This window comes from Georhizobium sp. MAB10, assembly GCF_045012825.1.
Lineage (GTDB): Bacteria > Pseudomonadota > Alphaproteobacteria > Rhizobiales > Rhizobiaceae > Georhizobium > Georhizobium profundi.
Window position 1 is genome coordinate 1475744 of the sequence record NZ_CP118314.1, and the last position, 19764, is coordinate 1495507.

A 19764-nucleotide genomic window follows, 5' to 3' on the forward strand; every position below is an offset into this window, starting at 1 on the left:
CAGACGTTACCGCGCGCCGGTCAAGCGTCGAAGGAGCATCGCTGATGGCTCATACCCAATCCTCCACGCTCGAAGAGAGCCGTGAACGGTCACCAACCGGGCGGCGCAGCTTCTGGGGTGCGCTGGCGCAGAATGGAACGTACAACGCGGCGACGGGCGTGCTCTTCAAGACGCAACGGCGCCAGTTCCTGTTGCTTGCCAGCTTTCCGCTGATCTGGGTCTTCGTGGCGCATCTCGGACCCATCATCCAGATGTTCTGGATCAGCTTCCTGGATTCCTACCCGCCGCGCGTCGGCTATGAGCCGCAATTCACGCTCGACAATTGGGCGACCTTCTTCGGGCAGAGCATCTTCGTCACGCCGTTCATCCGGACACTGGTCTATGCCTTCACCTTCACCTTCGCGACGCTGCTGATCACCTATCCGGTCGCGTACTTCCTCGCCAAGCACGTGAAGCGGCAGAACCAGCTCATCTTCCTGCTTCTGCTCCTCATCCCCTTCTGGGTCGGCGAAATCGTGCGCACCTATGCGATCATGATCCTGCTCGGCAATACGGGCGCGCTGAACCGGCTGCTGATGATGCTCGGCATGATCGAGCGGCCGATCCCCTTCATGTATACGAGCTTTTCGCTGGGCGTCGGCATCGTCTACCTGACCTCGCTCTACATGCTGCTGCCGCTCTATTCGGCGCTGGAAAAGATCCCGCGCAGCTACCTCGAAGCGGGTGCCGATCTCGGAGCGGGTGCCTGGACGCGGTTTCGCAGGATCACGCTGCCGCTCTCCAAGGAGGGGATCGCGTCGGGCTGTACGCTCGTCTTCCTGATCTCGACCGGCTACTACGCCACCCCGGTTCTTCTCGGCGGGCCGAGCACCACCGTTTTCGCTGAAACCATCGCAGGCTTCTTCCATGTGGCAGGCGACCAGTGGCCGACGGGTGCTGCGTTCTCCTCGATCATGCTGATCGCCGCACTGTCCATCACCGGCATCTTCCTGAAACTCATGGGCCGCTCCGGAAAAGGTCTGATGAAATGACCAAGTCCACCCGCATCTTCATGTCCGTCATCTACTGGGCATTCGTGGTCTATCTGTTCGTGCCGCTGGTGCTGATGGTGGTCATGGGGTTCAAGGATTCCGCCTTCATCGGTTTCCCGATCCAGTCCTGGACGCTTGATTGGTACAAAGGCGTCTTTCAGGACACTGAAGTGATCAACGTCTTCATCTATTCGATGACGATCGCGATCACGAGCACGCTTCTGTCGCTCGTCATCGGCACGTGGGTGGCGTCCTTCCTCGGACCCTACAAGTTTCCGGGCAAGGTCATCATCTTCGCCATCACCTGCCTGCCGGCGGTCATTCCCGGGATCATCTCGGCAATCTCGCTGCGCATCTATGCGCGTTTCCTGGATATCGAACCGGGCATGCTCGCCATCATTCTCGGCCATACGGTGCACAATGTGCCTTTCGTGGCGCTGGTGGTGATGGCGCGGCTTGCGACCTTGCCGAAGAGCCATATCGAAGCGGCGCGCGATCTCGGTGCCGACAGCCTCATTGCCTTCTTCCGCGTGACGCTGCCTTATCTTCGGCCGGCGCTCATCGGCGCAGGTATCTTCTGCATGCTGCTCAGCTTCGACGATTTCGTCCGCGCTTTCTTCCTCGGCAGCTACCAGCCGACCCTGCCGGTGCTGATCTTCGCCAAGCTGCGTTCGGGCATGTCGCCGGAAATCAACGCCATCTCCACGGTCGTGCTCGTCATGACAGCAATTCTGGGCATCTGGGCAGAACGCTCGATGCGCCGCATGAACAAAGGGGCCTGACATGGACCAGCAGGGCAGAAAAGCGATCGTTCACATCGAGAACGTGTCGAAGAGCTTCGGCCAGACCAAGGCGATCGACAATCTCGACATGAAGATCATGGCGGGTGAGTTCGTCACCTTCCTCGGACCGTCGGGCTGCGGAAAGTCGACCACACTGCGCATCCTCGGCGGGTTCGAAAGCCCGGATCAGGGCCGCGTCATCCTCGACGGCGTAGACGTCACCAAGCAGCCGCCAAACAAGCGCGACGTGAACATGGTCTTTCAGGACTATGCGCTCTTCCCGCATATGACAGTGGGCGAGAACATCGCCTTTGGTCTCGAACTGAAGGGCCAGCAGCGCGGCGAGATCGACCGGCGGGTCGCAAGCCTTCTCGAATTCCTGCAGCTTTCCGGCTTCCGCGATCGCACGCCCGATCAGCTATCGGGTGGTCAGCGACAGCGCGTGGCGCTCGCACGCGCGCTTGCCCCCGATCCGAAGCTTCTGCTTCTCGATGAACCGCTCGGCGCACTCGATGCCAAGCTGCGCGGTCAGGTTCAGGTGGAACTGAAAGACATTCAGCGGCGCACCGGCAAGACGTTCTTCTTCGTCACACATGACCAGGAAGAGGCGCTGACCATGTCCGATCGGATCGTCGTCATGAACGCCGGTCGCGTGGAGCAGGACGGAACGCCGGAGGACCTCTATTACCGGCCGGCGAGCCGCTTCGTTGCCGAGTTCATCGGTGAGACCAATCTGCTCGAAGGTACCGTGCGCGGCAGCGACCAGGGTGCGGTCATCATCGATTGGAAGGGCCACAGCGTCTATGGCTCGGCCAATGGTGGTCAGCCGCAGACGGGATCGAGCGTTGCCGCGTCGATCCGGCCGGAAAACGTGATCTGCCTGCCGCAAAGGCCCGCCAACGACCGTGCGCTCAAGGGCCGCATCGTCAATCGCGTGTTCAAGGGCAGCAAGACGACCGTCGACGTCCAGGTTGACGAGCGCGATCCGCTGATCATCAAGGCCCATGTGGACCCCGCGGTGGCGCACCAATTCGCCGACGACACGGTGTGGGTGACCTGGGACACGAACAGGCTGGCCGTGCTCGCTGGCTGATCGGAAACGATTGCCGGCGACTTAATTTGCTCTGATTTGCCGGCGAAGGCTGGCTCTTTGCGTGCTTCTTCTGGTATGCGGCACGACAAAGAGGCCCCATTCATGACATCGTCCATCGAAAATGCGCCGGCATCCCTGCCGGCCGCCATCCATCCTGCTCTCTCCTCCGCGCTTGAAGCGCACGGCTACGCCCAGCTGACGCCCGTTCAGACGGCCATGCTGGACGACGCCAATGCGGGGGCGGACCTGCTCGTCTCGGCACAGACCGGATCGGGCAAGACAGTCGCCTTCGGGCTCGCCATTGCGTCCACGCTGCTCGATGGCGCGGAGACCTTCGGCGCTGCCGGACGGCCACTCGGTCTCGTGATTGCGCCGACACGCGAACTGGCTTTGCAGGTCCAGCGCGAACTCGACTGGCTTTATGCCGTTGCCGGTGTGCGCACCGCCACCTGCGTCGGCGGCATGGACATGCGCAACGAGCGCCGGTCGCTCGAACGCGGCGCCCATCTCGTCGTCGGCACGCCTGGTCGTCTGCGCGATCACATCAACAAGGGTGCGCTCGATCTTGCCGATCTTCGGGCCGTCGTCCTGGACGAGGCGGACGAGATGCTGGATCTCGGCTTCAAGGACGATCTCGAATTCATTCTCGCCGCGGCACCGGACGACCGCCGGACGCTGATGTTCTCGGCAACCGTCTCGCGGCCGATAGCCGAGCTCGCCAAGACCTATCAGCGCGATGCGGTCCGCGTCGCCGTCACGGCTTCGACCGAGCAGCATGCGGATATCGACTATCAGCTGATGCTTGTGCGCCGCGACGAGCGCGAGCATGCCATCATCAACACGCTTCTCCATTCCGACAGCAAGAGCGCGCTCGTCTTCTGCCATACGCGCGAATCCGTGCGTCATCTGACGGCGCGGCTCGGCAATCGCGGTTTTGCGGTCGTGGCGCTGTCGGGCGAACTCGCACAGTCGGAACGCTCGAGCGCGCTGCAGGCGATGCGCGATGGTCGAGCGCATGTCTGCGTCGCGACCGATGTCGCCGCTCGCGGCATCGACCTGCCCAATCTCGATCTCGTCATCCATGCGGATGTCCCGAGTAATCCGGCGACGCTTCTCCACCGGTCGGGGCGTACCGGCCGAGCCGGGCGCAAGGGCGTGTGCGTGCTGATCGTGCCCGAACATCGCCGTGGTGCGGCAGCAAGGGTGCTGTCGCTTGCAAAGCTCAATGCTGCGACCGTTCCGGCCCCCGGCATTGCGGCCATCGAGGCGCGTTATCGCGAGCAGATCCTCGAAGCTGCAGTATCCACGCCACCGGTTGAGCAGCACGAGGAGCCGTTCATCGCCGAGCTTCTGGAAAAGGTGACGCCGGAACAGCTTGCTGCCGCCTATCTTCGCCAGCAACTGGCTTCGCGCCCCATTCCCGAAGACGTGGCCGAAATTCCGATCCGTCCGATCACGCCGCGCGCGCCGAAAGGTGAGCGCAGCTTCGAGCGGGATGGCAGCGCTCCGCGTGAACCGCGGGAGCCGCGCACCGAAATGGCCGGTGGCGTCTGGTTCAAGCTGTCACTCGGGCGCAAGCAGCGCGCCGATCCGAAGTGGCTTCTGCCGATGATCTGCAAGGCAGGCGGCGTCACGAAGAAGGACGTCGGCTCCATCAAGATCGATGAAACCGAAACGCGCTTCGAGATTGCCGGCGACAAGGCCGATGCTTACGTCGAACATCTGGCGGAACGCGGCACCGGTGAAAAAGGCGTGACGATCGTGCCGCTCGATGGTGCCTCCAGCCATCGGTCTGCACCGCGTGGCAAGCCCGCCGGCGCGAAGCCATCCGGTCCCAAACCGGCCAAGCGGGCTGCCGAAAAGCGTGCGGACTGGTCAGATCGCCCCGCGCGGACCGACGAGGCGCGCAAGGGTTCGAAGGCGGACAGGCCGGGCAAACCGGGGAAGCCCGGCAAGTTCAAGGGCGCGAAGCGCCGGGACGCATGAGCGTACCGCGGAATCCCGGTCTGTCGTCTTCTCGGGTGGTGGGCTTCAGCAAGCGCGCTGCGTGATGTAAGGCCGGTGGTTCACATTTCGCGTTGCAAGAGCTGGGGTTGCTTCGATGGACTTCGTGCCGCTGATCGATCAGGTCGGTGAAGAGATGACGGCGACGCTTGGTGGCGGCGTCATCGGTTTCATTCTCGGTTTCGCGCTGCTGAAGACGGGCTTCTGCACCCGCATGGCGGTGATCGACATGGCGCGAGCACGGAGCCTCACCGGGCCTGCCACCTGGCTGCTCGGCTTCGCTGCCGCGCTTCTTGCCGTGCAGGTGATGCTTTATTCCGGCGTGATCGCCGTGGACACGAGCCGCTTCTTCGCCACTGGCCAGAGCCTCTCCGGTGCGCTCATCGGCGGCGCGATCTTCGGCATCGGCATGGTGCTGACGCGCGGATGCGTCTCGCGCCTGCTCGTTCTCGGTGCGGCCGGCAATCTGCGCGCGATCTACAGCCTCCTCTTCGTGGCGCTGGCTGCCTATGCCACGCTTTACGGTTTTCTGGTGCCGGGTCGCGATGCGATCGCGCCGCTGCTGAGCACAGCTGCGATCGGCGGCAATGCGCTTGTCGACCACACGGGTGGTGGCAATGTTTCAGGCGTCGTTCTCGGTGCCGTCGCGGCGGTGGTTGCCATCGCCCTGGCCGCCCGGGCAAAGCTTGGTCTCGGCCAGTCGATCGGTGCCGTAATTGTCGGGCTTATGGTGGCGGCTGCGTGGTATTTCACCGCGACGCTGACGGCGCAACTGTTCGAGCCGATCGCCATCGACAGCATTTCCTTCATCCGACCGCTTGCGCAGACGAGTGGCGCTCTCATCGGCAGCGTCGCATTGCCGACATTCGACCTCGGCCTAGTGATCGGCACTTTTGCGGGTGGGCTTCTCGCTGCCCTCGTCCTCGGTCGGTTCAAGGTCTCGACGTTTTCCGAACCGGGAGCGCCGCGTATGTTGCGCTACACGATCGGTGCCGCCATGATGGGCTTCGGCGGCGTTCTGGCCGCTGGCTGCTCGATCGGGGCTGGATTGACGGGCGGGTCGGTGCTGGCCGCATCAGCGCTCATAGCGTTGCTTTCCATGGCCGTTGCGGGTGCGGTCACCGACACAGTGCTTGATCGCCCGCGCGAGCGAAGCCCGGCTTAACAACAAAACATGCGTCGGGTGATAAATTCACCCGTGAAGCCGGCTCGCGTGAGAAGATTTTTGCGCGGATGTCGATCAACGCGCATGTCGTTCCTTTGAGCTTTGGCTGTATCTCATCGATATTCGGGTGGATTGGTCGGATTTCATCGGCCGGTCGCTGGCTGGGAGTTGCTCATGATACAGGCCACACGACGGCATGTGCTCACGCTGACTGCAGGTGCGGTTGCCGTTTTCGCTGGCGGTGCGATCGGCATTGCGCCCGCACGTGCCGACGAGGAAGCTTTTCAGGCGGCCATCCGCGATTTCACCGGTGGCGTGGAGCCTCAAGCCGGCCGCGTGACGTTGACGCTTCCCGATGCAGTCGAGAATGGCAGCTCAGTTCCGGTTTCGGTGGCGGTCGAGAGCGCGATGAGCGACGGCGATCTCGTGGAGGAGTTGGCGATCTTCGCTGATGGCAATCCGCTGCCGGGCGTTGCTGCCTTCGCCTTCACGGCGAGAAGCGGTGTGGCATCGGCGGGAACGCGCATTCGGCTGGCCCAGTCGCAGACAGTCGTCGCTATCGCGCGCTTTGCCGATGGTTCGGTTTTCATGGATAGCCGCGCGGTGGAAGTCACCGTCGGCGGTTGCGCAGCCTGAGCGGGAGAGATTTCATGTCATCGAGACCACGCGTGAGCGTTCCCGCGACAGCCGCCTCGGGAGATATCATCGAGATCAAGGCCCTGATCTCGCACACGATGGAATCCGGCCAGCGCCGCGATGCTTCCGGCAACCGCATTCCGCGCAAGATCATCAACGCGTTCGCCTGCACCTTCAACGGCGAACCGGTCTTCTCCTGCGCCATCGAACCGGCCGTCGCTGCCAATCCGTTTCTGTCGTTTTCGGCGCGTGTGACGGAAAGCGGAACGTTCCGCTTCGCCTGGACCGATGACGATGGCTCTGTCTTCGAGGCGGAAGAGGCAATCGAAGTTAGCTGACGACAAGTGAAAGCGGCGCAGCAGAGGGTGGGGGAACAATTGGTCAAGGCTGTTATCATTCTTGCTGCAGCGATGCTGGCAGGACTTCCGGTGTCGGCTGGTGCGGATGAAAAAGCCGGAGCGGCTGCGGATGTCGAGGCATATGTCGAGCGCGTGAGCGGACTTGCCGTCGACCCCGCCTATGGGGATTACCTCTCGTCGCAATGTACGTCCTGTCACGGAGCCAATGCAGCTGGCGGCATTCCGGCCATCCAGGGGCAGCCGGCCGAAGCGATCATCGCCGCGCTTTATGAATACAAGACCGAAGTCCGCGAGAATGCGGTGATGCGGTCGGTCGCGTCGGCGCTGTCGGACGAGGATGTCGCGGCGCTTTCCGCACATTTCTCGCAGCAATGAATTTCCACGAAAATGACATCCATCATTGGGGGCAAACACATGACATTGATTAAAGACCGCCGCGGCGCCGGGCCGCTTTTGACGCGTAGAACCTTCGGTCTCCTTGCCGGCGCAGGTGCCGCCTCGCTTGCCCTGCCTTCCTACCTGCGTGCGCAGGACAAGCCGCGTGTCGTCGTTATCGGCGGTGGTGCCGGCGGTGCGACGGCTGCCCGCTATCTCGCCAAGGACAGCGATGGCGCGCTCGACGTCACCTTGATCAACAACACCGAGACCTACACGACCTGCTTCTTCTCAAACATCTATCTCGGCGGCTATCGCGACCTGCAGTCGATCACCCATGGCTACGACGCGCTCGTTTCGCAGTACGGGATCAACAAGGTCACCGGGACGGCCGTCGCCATCGATCGCGATGCCAAGACGGTGCGGCTAGAAGATGGTACGGACATCGCCTATGACCGCCTGGTCGTCGCGCCCGGCATCGACATCATCTACGATTCCATCGCCGGCTATTCCGAAGAAGCCGCGGAGACTGCGCCGCATGCCTGGAAGGGCGGCCCGCAGACGGAAATCCTGAAGACACGTCTCGATGCGTTGGAAGACGGCCAGAATGTTGTGATGGTCACGCCGCCGAACCCCTATCGCTGCCCGCCCGGGCCCTATGAGCGCGTGTCGATGATGGCGCATGTTCTGAAGGCGAAGGGTTACACGCAGTCGAAGATCTTCGTGCTCGATCCGAAAGAGACCTTCTCCAAGCAGGCGCTCTTCCAGGAAGGCTGGGAAACCCACTATCCGGGCATGGTCGAGTGGTATGGTCCCGATGTCATCGGCGAGATCGCCGGTGTCGAGGTCGCCGCCGGCGCTGTCGAGACGGGCTTCGATACGTTTGAAGGCGCGCTTCTCAACATCATTCCAGCGCAGCGTGCCGGCGCCATCGCGATCCAGGCCGATCTCGTCAATGAGACCGGCTTCTGCCCGATCGATGCCGCTTCGATGAAGTCGTCGGCCGACGAGAACATCTATGTCATCGGCGATGCAAGCATTGCAGGCGACATGCCGAAGTCCGGCTTCTCCGCAAACAGCCAGGCCAAGGTCGCGGCGATGAACATTCGCGCCGAACTGACCGGTTCGAACGCTTTCCCGGCCCGCTACGCCAACACCTGCTGGAGCCTCATCGAAACCGATGATGGCGTGAAGGTCGGTGCCCAGTACGAACCTGCTGAAGGCAAGATCACAGCGACCTCGACCTTCGTCAGCCAGCCGGGCGAGACCGCCGAGTTGCGCAAGGAAACCTACGAGGAATCCGTCGTCTGGTACGACAGCATGATCGCCGACACGTTCGGCATCACGGTCTAAAAACAAAAAAGGCCGGGCTGCATCCAGCCCGGCTCTTTCATTCTAGCTTTCGGCGGTTATTGGGCTGGAAGGCGTTGGCAGATCTGGATGAGTGACATGCGGGTCATCTCGGCTTCCTGGCCATCGTCTTCTGCACTGTCTTCGCCTGCATCCTGAGCAGGACTTGCCGGGGTCGACGCAGAGCCGATCGAGCCTGAGGATTGGGCATTGATACCGACGCTTCCCGATGTGGTGGGGGCAGGTGTCGTTGGATTGGCTTCCTCGGCCATCACACCATCAACCGCCTGACTGTCGGGATCGGTCGCGCTCGAAGGTGCGGTGCCTTCGGGTTCACCCGTTGAAGCGGCAGAGACACCGGCTGCCTCGCAATCCTCGCGGATGCTTGCTTGTTGCTCTGCGTCGAGGTCTGCGAAGTTGGTCTCGATCTCCTCGTCGGAACGAACGGTTCTCAGCGTTTCGTCGGTGAAGAATGCCCCCCGCAGTTCGTCGCTCCAGTTCACGTCGGCCGTACTCGTGTCCGACGCGATTGATTGACTGTTGCTCGTTTCGCTGGCGCCTTCGCCTTCCATCGGCTGCTGCGCATGCGCGAAGGGCAGGGCTGCGAAACTCACAAGGGCGAGCGTCGGCAGGAAGTTCTTGATCGTCATGGTGCGGCTCCTCTGGATGGAAACGCACAATCCAGGAATCAGGTCGATGTTCCGCTTCTCAGGCCACCTTGGAGCAGATCAGGCGCAGAAGCGGTGCATTTTGCTGGGTCACGCGGGTCTTCAAGAGGCTGAGCGGCATCCGCTCGTCCTTCACGAATTCCATGAACATCATGTTCAGATTGTTGAAGATCATCTGCCCGATCGCGACCGTGTCGAGGCCCGCCGTCACGAGGCCGGCGATCTGAAGCCGCTTCAGCAGCTGGCAGATCTGGTCGGCCAGTTGCTGGTCCAGCGCGGTATAGCGCAGGCTCACCGGGCCATTCGGATCGCGGATCGACAAGGCCATCGCCATGCGCCACATCTCCTTGTTCAGGTAGACGAGCGAGTGATCGTAATAGTGAGCAATCAGGCTGCTTACCGCTTCCTCGACATTGTGATGCGGGCGATCGATCATCAATGCGCCGTCGCCAAGGATTTCTTCGACTTCCATGGCGACGATGGCGACCAGAACGTCGCCCTTGTACCCGAAGTAATTATAGACCGTTCCCGGTGACACACGCGCGAGTTCTGCGATGTCTTCCATGCGCGCGGCTTCATAGCCCAAATTGCGGAAAAGCGCCGACGCGGCATCCAGGATGCGACGATGCCGATCTGCCTTCTGCTGCTCTCGCAAACCAGTCACACGCCGCGCTCCGGAAACTTGTAGTCCACTACAAAATTCAAATTGACTTCAAAAATAAGTCGCGTCAACCTCGTCTCCAGCATCGGAACAAGGTGCACACAACAGAGGAGAGAACGATGACTGCCGCGCCCGTGTCTGCTTTCCGCAAATCGATTTCCCTATCGCTTCTGGCCGCAACGGCGCTGACCGCTGCAGCGCCTGCGACCATCGCGCCCGCCTTCGCGCAGAGCCAGGAGCTCAATGCGCTGGTGTGGTGCGACCACACCGATCCCGAACTCGTTCAGCCCTTTGAGGAAGAGCACGATGTGCGGGTCAATCTGCGGGAGTATGAAGGCACGGCTGCCGGTCTGGCGATCCTTGAACAGTCGCAGCCCGGTGACTGGGATGTGCTCGTGATCGATGCCGTCGACGTTGGCCGTGCGGTCGACCTCGGCATCATGGCGGCCTTGCCTGCCGACGAACTGCCAACGGGCGACTTCTTCCCTGAGCTCGTCATGGAAGACCTCAACACGCGCGACGGCACGACCTACGCGGTGACGGAGAAGTTCGGTTACAACACGGTCGCCTACAACAAGGCCGCCGTCGATCCGGCCGACATGACGAATTTCGAAACGCTCTTCTCCGGCAAGTATGACGGTCGGATCGCCATCTATGACTATTATCTGCCGTTGCTCGGCATGCTGTCGCTCAGCGAAGGCATCGATACGGGTGATCTGGACGCCGAAGCGCTCGAGACCCTGCGCGAGCCTCTCTTCGATCTGCGGGCACGTTCGAACCAGGTCAGCGAAGTGGTCGCGAGCCAGACGGCGCTCGCGACGGGCGAAGTCGATATTCTTGTCGGTGGCGGAGAATGGCTGACGGCAGTTCTCGCCAGCGAAAACGCCGATCTCGACTGGACCATTCCGGAGCAGGGCGGCGTTCTCTGGGCACAATCGATCGGTGTGCTGGAAAGCAGCGAGAACAAGGATCTTGCCACCGAATTCGTGAAATACATCGTCAGCCCGGAAGGCCAGGCACGGCTTGCGACGTCGTCCTGCTACTGGGGTATGCCGGCCAATGCGGCTGCCGACGACGTGCTGACGGATGAGGAAAAGACCGTGCTGCGCTGGGACGACCAGCCGGACTTTCTCACGCGCGTGCAGCGCTACCCCGTTCCCGACGCCGAACTCGACACCGCCATGCAGGATCTCTGGACCGACATGCTGCAGCAGTGATGCGGTTTGAAAGCGGACGGTGACGGCCGTGGCGCGCGCACATGACAACCGGCAGGGCTGGGGCCTCGTTGCTCCCGCCCTCATCTGGACGATCGCATTCTTCGTGGTGCCCTTCCTGATGATGCTGGCCTTGAGCTTCGCCAAGATGGAAGGGCGCAGCGTCGTCTCCGGCTTCTTTCCGGACAACTACATCCGCATTTTCACCGAGCCGTCGCTTTTGCGCGGGCTCGTCGTCTCGCTCGAGATCACCGTCACCGTGACCGTGATCTCGATGGTGCTTGCCTATCCGCTCGCCTGGATCATCGCGTTTCGGGTGCCGGAGCGCTGGCAGCGTCTCGTGCTGATCCTCACGATCCTGCCGTTCTGGACGTCTTACGTGGTGCGGTCCTACTCGTGGCTGCTGGTGCTCGGGCAGAACGGGGTGATCAACAAGACTTTGATGGCGCTCGATGTCATCAGTGAGCCCATTTCCATGTCGGCGTCGCGCTTTGCCACCGTCACGGGCTTCGTGCACTTCTTCGTCATGCTTCTGACGCTGACGATCTTCGCCAATTTGAAGCAGCTTTCGCCGAACTACGCCCGCGCTGCACAGGATCTGGGCGCAGGGCGCTTGGCCACGTTCCGGCATGTGATCCTGCCGCTCACGCTGCCCGGCCTGATGACCGGCGCGTTTTTGACCTTCGTGCTCTGCATCGGCGATTACATCACGCCGCAGATCTTGGGCGGCAACAACGAGTTGACCTTGCCGCAGCTCATCATGATGCAGCTCGGCCGGCGCGGTGACTTTCCGATGGCTTCGGCCATGGCCGTTGTGTTGATGGGAATCGTGACGCTCGCCTATCTCTTCAGTGCGCGCTGGCTTCGGATCGACCGGCTATGACGCGCGCCTTGTCCTGGATTTATCTCGCCCTCGCGCTCGGCTTCATCTTCCTGCCGGTCGGCATGCTCGTGCTGTTTTCCTTCCAGGACGGGCGCCTGCCGGTGCCGCCCTTCAACGGGCCGTCGCTCCGCTGGTACGCGGATGTGCTCGGCGACCGGCGGCTCATGTCGGCGCTCGGCAATTCGCTGGTCGTCGCTGCGGTCTCCTCCGCGATCGCGCTTCTTCTCGGGTTTCTCGCGGCTCAGGGACTGGCGCGCTACCGCCTGCCGGGGACACTGCTGATGCGGGTGGTGCTGATCGCGCCCTTTACCGTGAGCTATCTCATCATCGCGCTCGGTCTGCTCACTCTCTACAATCGGACCGGCATCGGCCTGTCGCTTTGGACCGCCGGCGTCGGCCATGTGGTGATCAACCTGCCGCTCTGCTTCGCGATCCTCTACGCGGCGATAGGCGACCACCACCGCAATGCGGAGCGGGCGGCGCGTGATCTTGGTGCGTCCGAGGTGAAGGTGCTTGCGCTCGTGACCGCGCCGATGCTGATGCCATCGATGCTGGCGGCGTTCTTTCTCTCCTTCACCTTCAGCTGGGACGAGTTCATCATCGCGTTTCTGCTGACCCGTTTCGACGTGACGCTGCCGGTGGAAATCTGGTCGCTCTTGCGCTCTGGGCTGACGCCCCGTGCCAATGCGGTGGGCAGCCTCGTCTTCCTCGTCTCCGTCAGCCTGCTCCTTCTTCTGGAGCTCACCGTCTTCCGCAAGGTTCGCCGATGACCGCCGCTCTTTCGATCCAATCCATCGACATGAAGTTCGGCGAGGTTCGGGCGCTGCATGCCGTCGAGCTCGAGATCGAGGCCGGCGAGTTCATCGTGCTGCTCGGTCCATCGGGATGCGGAAAGACGACGCTGCTTTCGATCCTTGGCGGCTTCCTGCAACCGACGAGCGGCAAGGTCATGATCGGCGGGCGCGACATGACGCATGTTCAGCCGAAAGACCGGCCAACGACGACGATGTTTCAGGATTACGCGCTCTTTCCGCATATGAGCCTGATCGACAACGTCGGGTTCGGCCTGAGGATGCGGGGTGTCGGCAGGAAGGAGCGGCATCGCCGTGCGGGCGAACTGCTTGCGCTCGTCGGGCTACCGGATGCCGGGCATCGCCGGCCACATGAGCTCTCCGGTGGTCAGCGCCAGCGCGTCGCGCTCGCCCGCGCCCTTGCCGTCGACCCCGATGTGCTTTTGCTCGATGAACCGCTCGGCGCGCTCGACCTCAAGCTGCGCCGCCAGATGCAGGACGAATTGAAGGCGATTCAGCGGCGCGTCGGAACGACCTTCATCCACGTCACGCACGACCAGGAGGAGGCGATGGCGCTTGCCGATCGCATCGTCGTGATGAATGCCGGCCGCATCGAGGATGTCGGCGCGCCGCAGCATGTCTACCTCCAGCCGCGGACGCTTTTTTCCGCCGCCTTCATGGGCGAGATTAATCGGATAGACGGACAGGGAACCGGCGAAGGCCTCGATACGCCGCTCGGACGCCTGCCGCTTGCGGCGAACGGCAAGACGGCGCTGCTGATCCGGCCGGAAGCGATCGGCGGCAGCGGGGACCTCGCGCTTGGGCCGGCCAAACTCGTCGATGCCGCCTTCTTCGGAACCCATCACCGCTGCCATTATGCGCCGGTTTCCGCGCCCGAGCTCAGGATCGTCGCGCATCTGCCCCAATCGGCCGTGCCGGTGGAGGGAAGCGTCAGCGAGCTCTATGCCGACCATCATGTGCTGATTGCGGAGGACCGATGAGCGCGCTGCAACGGGCAAAGCCCGACGACTGGTACCGCATCCGTCCGCTCTCCGATGGCGTGACCTGGATCGACGAGCCGCATATTCTCGAATTCTTCCGCTGCAATGTCTGGCACGTGCGGGGACGCGACCGCGACATGCTGGTCGACAGCGGCATGGGCGTCGTGTCCTTGCGCGAATGGGTGCCGCTCGTCACCGAGCGCGCGCTGGATGCGGTGGCGAGCCACACGCATTTCGACCATGTCGGCTGCCATCATGAATTCGAGTGCCGGCTCTGCCACGCGGCGGAGGCCAATATTCTGGCCAATCCCGACCGCACCAACACGCTTGCCGCCGACTACGTGACGGACGATATCTTCACGGCGCTGCCGCCCGAGCCCTACAGCTCGGTGCTTTACGACGTGAAGGCGGCGCCCGCGACGCGGATCCTGCAGGAAGGCGATGTCATCGATCTCGGTGACCGCGCCTTCGAGGTGATCCACACGCCAGGCCATTCGCCGGGCGGTATCGCGCTGTTCGAAAAGGCGACGGGCATCCTGTTTTCCGGCGACATCGTCTATGACGGCGAACTGATCGAGGGCCGCACGGCAAAAGATCAGGCGGACTACATAAGCAGCATGAAGCGCCTGCTGACGCTGCCCGTGACAATCGTGCATGGTGGTCATTTCCCGAGCTACTCGGGTGTCCGGCACCGGGACATCATCACCCAATGGCTGAAGACGAAGGAGACGGGCGCATGATCGAGCGACGCCAGTTCTATATTGATGGCGCCTGGATCGATCCGGTGACGCCGCGCGACCACGCGGTCATCGATCCGGCCACCGAAGAGCAGATCGGCGTGATCTCGCTCGGCACCGCGGCCGATATCGACCGGGCGGTGGCGGCGGCGAACCGGGCGTTTCCGCTCTGGTCGACGACATCACCGGCGGAGCGGCGGGCGGCCTGCGAGCGGCTTCTCGCCGTCTACAAGCGCCGATACGACGAGATGGTGGAGACGATCACGCTGGAACTCGGCGCGCCGGCGACCATGTGCCAGGGGCAGCAGGCCGATGTCGGCATCGGCCATCTGGAAGGGTTTCTAGCCGCCTTCGACCGGCTGAAATGGCGCGAGGTTTTGCCAAACGGCGATACGATGCTGCGCGAACCCATCGGCGTCTGCGGGCTGATCACGCCCTGGAACTGGCCGATGAACCAGATCGTGCTGAAGGTGATCCCGGCGCTTCTGACGGGCTGTACGGCGGTTCTCAAACCGTCCGAGCTGACGCCGCTGAATGCCATGCTCTATGCCGAGATGATCCATGAAGCCGGCATTCCGGCCGGGGTCTTCAACCTCGTCAACGGCACCGGGCCGGAGGTTGGCGCGGCCCTCTCGCGCCACCCGGACGTGCAGATGATGTCCTTTACCGGCTCGACGCGGGGTGGAACGGCGGTGGCGCAGGATGCTGCGCCGAGCGTCAAGCGGGTCACGCTCGAACTCGGCGGCAAATCGCCGAACATCGTCTTCGCTGATGCCGATCTCGAGGCCCGCGTGCCGGCTAGTATCCGCGAGGTGTTCAACAACACGGGCCAGAGCTGCGACGCGCCGACCCGCATGCTGGTGGAGCGCAGCGTTTACGATCAGGTCGTGAACCTTGCGCGTGAGACGGCGGAAGCCCAGGAGGTCGGCGATCCGAAGCAGGAAGGCGACCGGATGGGACCGCTCGTCAGCGACACGCAGTTTGGCCGCGTGCAGGCGCTGATCGAGGCCGGTGTCGCGGAAGGCGCACGGCTCGTGGCCGGCGGCCCGGGACGGCCGGCCGGGCTTTCCGAAGGCTATTTTGCGCGGCCGACGATCTTTGCGGATGTCAGCAACGACATGCGCATCGCGCGCGAGGAAATCTTCGGGCCCGTCGTCTGCCTGATCCCGTTCGACACAGAGGAAGAGGCGATCAAGATCGCCAACGACACGCCTTATGGGCTTGCCGCCTATGTGCAGACCGGCAACCGGGAGCGCGCCGAGCGCGTTGCGTCCCGCCTTCGCGCCGGCATGGTTCACATCAATGGCGGGCCGCACCGCTATGGCAGCCCGTTTGGCGGCTACAAGCAGTCCGGCAACGGGCGTGAGGGCGGGCTCCTGGGGCTCGAAGACTTCCTCGAAATCAAGACGCTGCATTTTCCGGAAAGCGCAACCGCATGACGACGCACCGCTTCAACCAGCCGCTCGGCGGCAACGAGATGCCGCGCTTCGGCGGGCCGGTCACCATGATGCGGCTGCCGAGCCAACCCACCGCGGAAGGCCTCGACGCCTGCTTCGTCGGCATTCCGATGGACATTGGCACGTCGAACCGGCCGGGCACGCGCCTCGGTCCGCGCCAGATCCGCGACGAATCCCGAATGCTGCGGCCTTACAACATGGCAACGGGCGCGGCGCCATTCGAGCATCTGCAGGTGGCCGATATCGGCGACGTGCCGATCAACACCTTCGATCTGAAGAAATCTGTCGACATCATCACGGAGTTCTATCGCGGCATCCTTGCCCATGACGTGATCCCGCTGACGCTTGGCGGCGACCACACGCTGACCTGGCCGATCCTGAGGGCGATCAAGGAAAAGCACGGGCCGGTCGCGCTCATCCACGTCGACGCGCATGCCGATATCAACGACGAGATGTTCGGCGAGAAGGTCGCCCATGGCTGTCCGTTCCGCCGCGCCTATGAGGACGGCTGCCTGATCAACGACAAGGTGTTTCAGATCGGCCTGCGCGGCACCGGCTACGGGCCTGCCGATTTCGACTGGGGCCGCGAGCGCGGCTGGCGGGTCGTGCAGGCGGAGGAATGCTGGCACAAATCGCTGACGCCGCTGATGGCCGAAATCCGCGCAATCATCGGCGATGCGCCGGTCTATCTCACCTACGACATCGACAGTCTCGACCCTGCATTCGCGCCGGGCACGGGCACGGTCGAGCCGGGTGGCCTCACGATCTGGCAGGGGCTGGAGATCGTGCGCGGTGCTGCCGGTCTCAATCTCGTCGGCTGCGATCTTGTCGAAGTCTCGCCGCCCTACGATCCTTCAGGCAACACGGCGCTGATCGGCGCAAACCTGCTTTATGAAATGCTTTGCGTCCTGCCGGGCGTCGGCAAGGGCCGCACGGATTGATCCGTGGCTGATTGGGGATCGCCGCCTCGACAAGCGCTGCCGCCGCGCCAGATAGGTGCTGGCAGCAAACGAGGCGACATTCTTGACCGAGCGACGAAGAAGAGAAGGATCAGCAATCCCTTCAAGCCGGCTGTCGCGGCTGTTCAGCATGGGCAGCATTGCGGCCGGCATTGCCGGCAACACGGCTGCATCGGGTCTACGGCAGATGGCGTCCGGCCAGCGCCCTCAGCTGTCTTCCATGCTGCTGACGCCCGCAAACGCGATGCGGCTGACCGAGGGTCTGTCGCATATGCGGGGCGCGGCGCTCAAGCTTGGCCAGATGCTGTCGATGGATCCAGGCGTCGTGCTGCCGCCGGAAATGGCGTCCATTCTTGCCTCGTTGCAGGCCGACGCGCGTCACATGGCGCCGCATCAGCTGAGCCGCGTGCTCGATGCCGAATGGGGCGAGGGCTGGCGGTCCCGGTTTGCCCGGTTCGACGAGGTGCCCTTCGCCGCCGCCTCGATCGGGCAGGTGCACCGGGCGCAGAGCCTCGATGGGCGCGATCTTGCGATCAAGGTTCAGTATCCGGGCGTGCGCGACAGCATCGACAGCGACATCGACAACATCGCAAGCCTGTTTCGCCTGCCGGGCCTTGTGCCGCCGGGCATGGACCTTGCGCCGCTTCTCACTGAGGCCAAGCGCCAGCTGCATGACGAGGCCGATTACGAGCGCGAGGCAGCATGGCTCGTGCGCTTCGGCGCGCTTCTGTCGGGCTCAGCCGATTTCCTCGTGCCGGCCCATGTCCCGGAATTCTCCACGCCGCGCGTGCTGGCCATGAGCTTCGTCGAAAGCGTGTCGCTCGATGCGCTGGCGCAGGAGCCTCAAGCGACGCGGGACCGGGTCGCCGAGCGGCTGATCGACCTCGTGATGCGCGAACTTTTCGTCTTTCGCGCCATGCAGACCGACCCGAACCTTGCCAATTACCGGTACGAGCCGCAATCGGGCTGCATCGTGCTTCTCGATTTCGGCGCGGTGCGCGCCTTCGATGTGGCCTTAGGCGAGGATTTTCGCGCGCTGCTATTGGCAGGGCTCGACAATGAGCGCGAGGCGATCCGCACTGCTATGCTGAAGATCGGCTATTTCGGTGCGAAGACGCCCGCCATGCAGCGCGAGCTCATCATCCGCATGTTCCAGACGGCGATGGTGCCGCTGCGCCAGCCGACGCCCTTCGATTTCAAGGCGTCGGACCTCTTGGAGCGCCTGCGCGCCATGGGCCAGACCATCGGCACGGACCGCGACCTGATGCATGTGCCGCCGGCCGAAACGCTGTTCCTGCACCGCAAGATCGGCGGCATGTATCTGCTCGCCGCCAAACTGCGCGCCCGCGTCGATCTCGGCCGCATCGTCGCGCCGTACCGGGCGTTCATCGCGCTGGAGTGAGACTCTAAGAACCGGCGTCGTACTTGCTCTGCAGCGCGTAAATATCCGCTTCCGTTACGGCGGCGAGCGGGGCGAGCAGGCGGAGTTTTGGGGGCGGCATCGGGGCGGACGATGGCGATCACCGTCTCCACATCGGGACAGCCGATGTCCGGACAGGCGAGCTGCGCGACGGACACCGCCGCATCGTCTTCAAGATTGAACACGGCGCGGACCCATGTCTTGATCTGGCGAGCCTGCACGCCTTCGGGGTTGCGGGGCGCGGAAGGGTTGATGAAACGCACTAGGGCCGCCTCACACTTGTAACGGTATAACGTAAAATGATTTGACGAATGAAATAACATAACATACTGCGCTGTCAATCAGCGCCATGCGCCGGTCTTTCGTCCTTTGGTCAGGGGGGCCGGCGCGGCGCCACATCGCCTTTCTTGATCGTCACACCATGGAGTATCGCATGAACCGCATCCGCCTCGCCGCCTCCGTCGCCGTGTTTTCTGTGCTTTTCGCTGGGCTCGCCACCATGCCGTCACCGGCCATGGCGTCGGGCACGCATGACCACACCGAAGCCAACGGCCACGCGGGCCATGACCACGCCCATGGTCACGATCATGATGCGGATGCCGAGCGCATCTATCGCGGCGAGTTCGAGGATGCGGAGGTGCGCGACCGGCCGCTTTCCGATTGGGGCGGCGATTGGCAGTCGGTCTATTCTCTTCTCCAGGATGGCACGCTCGATCCGGTCATGGCGCACAAGGCCGAGACGGGTGACAAGTCGGAGGACGAGTACAAGGCCTATTACGAAACGGGCTATCGCACCGATGTCGACCGGATCGAGATCGGCCGTTACAGCGTCACGTTCCATCGGGGTGAAGCGACCGTTTCGGCGCGCTACGAAGGCGACGGATATGAGATCCTGACCTATGAAGCCGGGAACCGCGGCGTGCGCTTCGTCTTCGAAAAGACCGAAGGCGACGCCGATGCCCCGCAATTCATCCAGTTCAGCGACCACCGCATCGCGCAGTCGGCATCCGACCACTACCACCTCTATTGGGGCAACGACCGCGAAGCGCTGCTGTCGGAGGTGACGAATTGGCCGACCTATTATCCGGCAGCTTTGTCGGGCGATGCGATCGTTGCGGAAATGATCGCCCACTGACTTTAATGGCCCCGGCAGCGATTGCCGGGGCCTTTATCATTCT

General features: G+C 63.0%; 20 protein-coding genes. 18 read left to right on the forward strand and 2 right to left on the reverse strand.

Annotated features, from left to right (window positions below; all coding sequences use genetic code 11):
* Positions 1 to 44: 44 nt before the first annotated feature.
* The 9 genes from PU133_RS06690 to PU133_RS06730 all read left to right on the forward strand — a co-directional run bounded on the left by PU133_RS06690 (position 45) and on the right by PU133_RS06730 (position 8798).
* The gene (locus PU133_RS06690; RefSeq protein WP_126008887.1) at positions 45 to 1031 is read left to right on the forward strand and encodes an ABC transporter permease; all 987 of its coding nucleotides are present in this window, start codon (positions 45 to 47) and stop codon (positions 1029 to 1031) included.
* On the forward strand, positions 1028 to 1813 hold the full coding sequence (locus PU133_RS06695; protein ID WP_126008889.1) for an ABC transporter permease: 786 nt from the start codon (positions 1028 to 1030) through the stop codon (positions 1811 to 1813). Before PU133_RS06690 ends, PU133_RS06695 begins: the two co-directional genes overlap by 4 nt.
* Position 1814: 1 nt before the next feature.
* Positions 1815 to 2906 (forward strand): ABC transporter ATP-binding protein, encoded by a 1092-nt coding sequence (locus tag PU133_RS06700; protein ID WP_404864005.1) that lies wholly within the window; start codon positions 1815 to 1817, stop codon positions 2904 to 2906.
* Positions 2907 to 3008: 102 nt separating this feature from the next.
* Positions 3009 to 4892, forward strand: a complete 1884-nt coding sequence (locus PU133_RS06705) for a DEAD/DEAH box helicase (RefSeq protein WP_404864006.1) — start codon at positions 3009 to 3011, stop codon at positions 4890 to 4892.
* A gap of 115 nt (positions 4893 to 5007) precedes the next feature.
* Positions 5008 to 6075 (forward strand): YeeE/YedE thiosulfate transporter family protein, encoded by a 1068-nt coding sequence (locus tag PU133_RS06710; RefSeq protein ID WP_404864007.1) that lies wholly within the window; start codon positions 5008 to 5010, stop codon positions 6073 to 6075.
* 174 nt (positions 6076 to 6249) lie between these two features.
* Entirely contained in the window at positions 6250 to 6711 is a 462-nt protein-coding gene (locus tag PU133_RS06715) for a thiosulfate oxidation carrier protein SoxY (protein WP_404864008.1), read from the forward strand.
* A gap of 14 nt (positions 6712 to 6725) precedes the next feature.
* Positions 6726 to 7049, forward strand: coding sequence for a thiosulfate oxidation carrier complex protein SoxZ (soxZ, locus tag PU133_RS06720; RefSeq protein WP_404864009.1), 324 nt, complete (start codon positions 6726 to 6728; stop codon positions 7047 to 7049).
* Positions 7050 to 7088: 39 nt separating this feature from the next.
* Positions 7089 to 7445, forward strand: coding sequence for a c-type cytochrome (locus tag PU133_RS06725; protein ID WP_404864010.1), 357 nt, complete (start codon positions 7089 to 7091; stop codon positions 7443 to 7445).
* A 39-nt stretch (positions 7446 to 7484) separates the two neighbouring features.
* Entirely contained in the window at positions 7485 to 8798 is a 1314-nt protein-coding gene (locus tag PU133_RS06730) for an FCSD flavin-binding domain-containing protein (RefSeq protein WP_404864011.1), read from the forward strand.
* A gap of 56 nt (positions 8799 to 8854) precedes the next feature.
* Here PU133_RS06730 and PU133_RS06735 read toward each other — a convergent pair whose 3' ends face one another.
* A complete protein-coding gene (locus tag PU133_RS06735; protein ID WP_404864012.1) occupies positions 8855 to 9445 on the reverse strand; it encodes a hypothetical protein in 591 nt (196 codons plus the stop codon).
* A gap of 58 nt (positions 9446 to 9503) precedes the next feature.
* The gene (locus tag PU133_RS06740; protein ID WP_404864013.1) at positions 9504 to 10127 is read right to left on the reverse strand and encodes a TetR/AcrR family transcriptional regulator; all 624 of its coding nucleotides are present in this window, start codon (positions 10125 to 10127) and stop codon (positions 9504 to 9506) included.
* A 116-nt stretch (positions 10128 to 10243) separates the two neighbouring features.
* Here PU133_RS06740 and PU133_RS06745 point away from each other — a divergent pair, with 116 nt between their 5' ends.
* The 9 genes from PU133_RS06745 to PU133_RS06785 all read left to right on the forward strand — a co-directional run bounded on the left by PU133_RS06745 (position 10244) and on the right by PU133_RS06785 (position 19721).
* On the forward strand, positions 10244 to 11341 hold the full coding sequence (locus PU133_RS06745; protein WP_404864014.1) for a spermidine/putrescine ABC transporter substrate-binding protein: 1098 nt from the start codon (positions 10244 to 10246) through the stop codon (positions 11339 to 11341).
* A gap of 28 nt (positions 11342 to 11369) precedes the next feature.
* Positions 11370 to 12221 carry an ABC transporter permease gene (locus PU133_RS06750; protein ID WP_126008912.1) on the forward strand — a complete coding sequence of 284 codons (852 nt, stop codon included), beginning with the start codon at positions 11370 to 11372 and terminating at the stop codon, positions 12219 to 12221.
* The gene (locus tag PU133_RS06755; protein WP_126008914.1) at positions 12218 to 12991 is read left to right on the forward strand and encodes an ABC transporter permease; all 774 of its coding nucleotides are present in this window, start codon (positions 12218 to 12220) and stop codon (positions 12989 to 12991) included. Before PU133_RS06750 ends, PU133_RS06755 begins: the two co-directional genes overlap by 4 nt.
* A complete protein-coding gene (locus PU133_RS06760) occupies positions 12988 to 14013 on the forward strand; it encodes an ABC transporter ATP-binding protein (RefSeq protein ID WP_404864015.1) in 1026 nt (341 codons plus the stop codon). The genes PU133_RS06755 and PU133_RS06760 overlap by 4 nt, the downstream gene beginning before the upstream one ends.
* A complete protein-coding gene (locus tag PU133_RS06765) occupies positions 14010 to 14753 on the forward strand; it encodes an MBL fold metallo-hydrolase (RefSeq protein WP_404864016.1) in 744 nt (247 codons plus the stop codon). The genes PU133_RS06760 and PU133_RS06765 overlap by 4 nt, the downstream gene beginning before the upstream one ends.
* Positions 14750 to 16189: an aldehyde dehydrogenase family protein gene (locus PU133_RS06770; RefSeq protein ID WP_404864017.1), complete on the forward strand. Its 1440-nt coding sequence runs from the start codon at positions 14750 to 14752 to the stop codon at positions 16187 to 16189. Before PU133_RS06765 ends, PU133_RS06770 begins: the two co-directional genes overlap by 4 nt.
* Complete coding sequence (gene speB / locus PU133_RS06775) at positions 16186 to 17148, forward strand: agmatinase (protein ID WP_404864018.1); 963 nt, start codon at positions 16186 to 16188, stop codon at positions 17146 to 17148. The genes PU133_RS06770 and speB overlap by 4 nt, the downstream gene beginning before the upstream one ends.
* Before the next feature lie 148 nt (positions 17149 to 17296).
* The gene (locus tag PU133_RS06780; protein ID WP_404864019.1) at positions 17297 to 18568 is read left to right on the forward strand and encodes an ABC1 kinase family protein; all 1272 of its coding nucleotides are present in this window, start codon (positions 17297 to 17299) and stop codon (positions 18566 to 18568) included.
* A gap of 451 nt (positions 18569 to 19019) precedes the next feature.
* Complete coding sequence (locus tag PU133_RS06785) at positions 19020 to 19721, forward strand: ZinT family metal-binding protein (protein ID WP_404864020.1); 702 nt, start codon at positions 19020 to 19022, stop codon at positions 19719 to 19721.
* Positions 19722 to 19764: the final 43 nt, after the last annotated feature.